Source organism: Pseudonocardia sp., assembly GCF_025465255.1.
Classification (GTDB): Bacteria; Actinomycetota; Actinomycetes; order Mycobacteriales; family Pseudonocardiaceae; genus Pseudonocardia.
The window spans coordinates 1-3,311 of the sequence record NZ_JAODNI010000231.1 but is presented as its reverse complement, the minus strand read 5'-3'; the positions used below and the strand labels follow the sequence as shown (position 1 = coordinate 3,311).

2 protein-coding genes and 1 pseudogene are annotated in these 3,311 nt (G+C 77.6%); 1 reads left to right on the top strand and 2 read right to left on the bottom strand.

Annotated elements, in window-relative coordinates; genetic code table 11:
- Positions 1 to 182 (bottom strand): annotated as a pseudogene (locus tag JWP64_RS28980) (hypothetical protein); the annotation flags it as partial.
- A gap of 270 nt (positions 183 to 452) precedes the next feature.
- Between JWP64_RS28980 and JWP64_RS28975 the strand changes: the two are divergent.
- Positions 453 to 779, top strand: coding sequence for a hypothetical protein (locus JWP64_RS28975; RefSeq protein ID WP_297503277.1), 327 nt, complete (start codon positions 453 to 455; stop codon positions 777 to 779).
- A gap of 15 nt (positions 780 to 794) precedes the next feature.
- Here the strand turns inward: JWP64_RS28975 and JWP64_RS28970 are convergent.
- Positions 795 to 3,311: AAA family ATPase (locus JWP64_RS28970; protein WP_297503275.1), on the bottom strand; the 2,517-nt coding region annotated here is incomplete at its 5' end.

Sequence of the window (3,311 nt, the reverse complement as noted above, 5' to 3'; positions counted from 1 at the left end):
ACCGCGTTCATCACGCCGATGAGGTCGACGTCGGTGGCGTCGACGAAGTCCATCGGGTCCGGGTCGCCCATGGCCATCGGCAGGATGCCGGCGTTGGCCACGACGACGTCGAGCCTGCCCAGCTCCGCGAGGCCCAGACGGTAGCGGCGCCGCGATGAGAGTCGATGCTGCCGCGTGGGCAACGCACTGAGCTGCAAAGATGACTGCGTTCTCCGACTGTGCCGTGACGGGTCGCCGCGACCGACCGTGCCCGCCGCCTCGAATTCCGTGCGCCGCGACCAGGCGGTCGAAGGCGCGAATCTGACTGCACATCCAGTGTTGCGGACGGCTCCGGGGAGCAGACGGCACCGATCGGGAGGGGCCGGCAGCCGGCAGCGCCATCGCGTGCAGGACCACCGCGGCACCGCCCGGTGGCGGCTCCACCGCCCAGGGACAGGGCTTAGCGTGGGCCGATGACCGCGAGAAGGCGCACGTCCGGTGTTTCGTCGCCCGGTCCGGGATGGGTGAAGCCGTGGGTCCAGGCCGCGGAGATCGCCTGGTCGGCGCGGGTGGTGATCGCCTATCGGACGGTCCGGATGGCGTCGGGCGGCTGGCCGCCGAGCGCCCGGGACCGGCGGGAGTACACCCGCATGGTGCAGGAGAAGGTCGAGGCGTTCACCCAGGCCGCGACGGCCGCGGTGACGACTCCACCGAAGGACACCGCCAAGGCGGTCGGCGCCGTCCTCGGCCCGGTCCACCGGCGGGTCGTGGCCAATCGCCGGCGGCTCTCCCGGGGCTGACGCACCCCACGGGAGCTATCCGTCGCGCGCGGCCAGTTCGGCCAGGCGGGCGGCGGAGGTGAGGTGCCCGCCCGCGAGCGCGCGTCCGAGGGCGGCCGCGGCGCGCTCGCGGGTGGCCGGGTCGCCGCGGGCGGCGAGCAGTTCCGCTTCCGCGAGCCGGGCCTCGTAGTGGCCGAGCGGGGGTCCGAGGGCCAGCGCGCGGGCGACGGAGGCCTCGGCGCGGGGTAGGGCTCCGCGCGCGATGTCGCCGAGCGCGGCCTGGGCCGCGGCCCAGGACGCGAACAAGGTCAGGGAGTCGCCTGCCGCCTGGGCCGACGCGGTGAACGCGGCGGCCGCCGCGTCCGGTTCGCCGCGCACGGCGAGGGCGATCCCGCGGGCTCGATGGGCGGTGGCCGTCCATCCGCGGTGGCCGATGCCGTGCGCGATGGTGAGTGCCGCGAGCGCCTCGGCCTCGGCCTCGTCCGGCCGGCCGAGGGCGGACAGCGCCTCGGACCGGTGCCAGAGGGCGTAGGCCTGACCCTCGGGGGCGACGAGGTCGCGCGCGAGGTGCAGCGCGGCCGTCGTCTCGCGGAGCCCGTCGGCCGGCCGGGCAAGGAACACCAGGCCGTGGCCGCGGGTCGAGCGGGGGGTCACCACCCGCAGCAGCTCACCGGAGTCGGTGAACAGGTGCGCCACCCGGCCGAACACCTCGACGGCCTCGGCGATCCTGCCGTCGAGGAAGGTCGCCATGGCGCGGCCGTCGAGGATGCGGGCGACGCCGGCCGCGTCGCCGAGGCGGCGGTGCAGGTCCAGCGCGGCCTCGGCCCGCTCGCGGGCCCGGTCGGCGCGGTCGAGGTTCATGTCGAGGATGGCGGCGGTCTCCAGCGCCACGGCACGGGCGCCGTCGTCTCCGGCGGCCGCGACGAGCGCCAGCTCGGCCAGCTCCGACGCCCGGTGCGGGTCCTTCGCCCCGAACACCAGCATGGCCAGCCGGGACAGCCGCCTCGACCGGAGCGGACCCGCGTCCGTCGACGCGAGTGCGGCCTGCAGGTCGTCGACGGCCGTGGGGGAGCCGTGCGCGGCGCCGGCGTCGGCCCGGACCGCGAGCAGGTCGGCCCGGGCCGGCGGCCGCGGGTCGAGCGCCAGGCCCGCGTCGGCGAGCGCCACCGCCTCCCGGGTGGCGTGCGCGGCGAGCGCTGCGTCCGCGGCCTCGGCGAACGACGCCGCCGCCGCGGCGGCGTCGCCCGCGTCGCGGTGGTGGCGGGCGATCTCCGACGGGTCGGCGTGCTCGGCGGCGAGGGCGCGGGCCAACAGCCCTTGCAGGCGGCCGCGCTCGCCGGCGTCCAGACCGGTCGTGACGGTCTCGGCGACGAGATCGTGCGCGGTGCTCCAACCGCGTTCGCCGAGGCGCACCAGCCCGGCGGCTGCCAGCCCCGACAGCGCCTCGAGGACCGGGCGCGTCGGCAGCCCGGACGCTCCCGCGATCGTCGACGCCGGGGCTTCCCTGGCCAGGAGCGCGAGCAGGGCCAGCACCTCGGCTCGGTCTCCGGTCTGTCGGTCGGCGCGGCGCCGTACGGCCCGGGCCTGACCGGCCCGGCCCAGCTGGGCCGCCAGCGCCGGCGCGTCGGCCGACCGCGGAGTCCACCCCCCGCCCGGTACCGCCGTCACGGCGTCGCGCGCCACGAGCTCGCGCACGAGCTCGGTGACCGCGAACGGCGTGCCGTCGGTGGCGGTGACGACGGCGGCGGCCAGGTCCGGGTCGCCCAGCCACCGCTCGACGGCTCGGGCGGGCAGCGGTCCGAGCCGGACGTCGTCGCCACGCCGGGTGCCGCGCAGCTCCGCAGGCACCCCGGACGGGAGCTCCTCCGGGCGGAACGCGAGGACCGCGGCGAGGCGCGGGAGCCGGGCCAGCACCGAGCCGAGCAGGAGCAGGCTGCTGGGATCCGCCCATTGCAGGTCGTCGACGACGAGCAGTGCGACCTCGCCGGTCGCCGCGTCGAGTACGCGCAGCCCGCCGGTGAGCCGCAGGGCGCGCCGGCTCTCCCCGTCGAGGACGCCGTCGCGCGCGGGGTCGCCGTCGTCCAGCTCGGGGAGGAGCCCCGCGAGCGCCCCGCGGACGCGAGGCGGGAGCCCGTCGGCCACGGCCGAGTCGAGGGCGATGGCCTCGCGTAGCACCGATCTGGCAAGGCTCCACGCCTCCGCCCGCTCGGGCAGGAACGCCCGCGTCGCGAGGACGGGGAGCGAGGTGGCCCGCGTCAGCTCGGCCAGCAGCCGGGACTTCCCGGCGCCCGCCACCCCGGCCAACGTCAGGACCTCCCGCGCTTCCACGCCCGCGCACAACCGGGCCAGCTCGTCGTCGCGTCCGACGAAGTCCGGGTCGGCGAGGTCCCCGGCATCGAACGGGCGCCGAGCCGCGGGCGGCGGTGTCCCCACGACAGCGGACCGCTCGCTCCGCAGCAGCGCGAGCAGCAGGGCGTCGACGGCGGGCGACGGGTCCACTCCGAGCTCCTCGGTCAGCCGGTGCCGCAGCTCGGCCAGCCGGGCCAGCGCGCC

What these genes read in the sequence shown, in the direction of transcription:
- JWP64_RS28975 (WP_297503277.1), top strand. Translation starts at nt 453, where the DNA reads ATGACCGCGAGAAGGCGCACGTCCGGTGTTTCGTCGCCCGGTCCGGGA.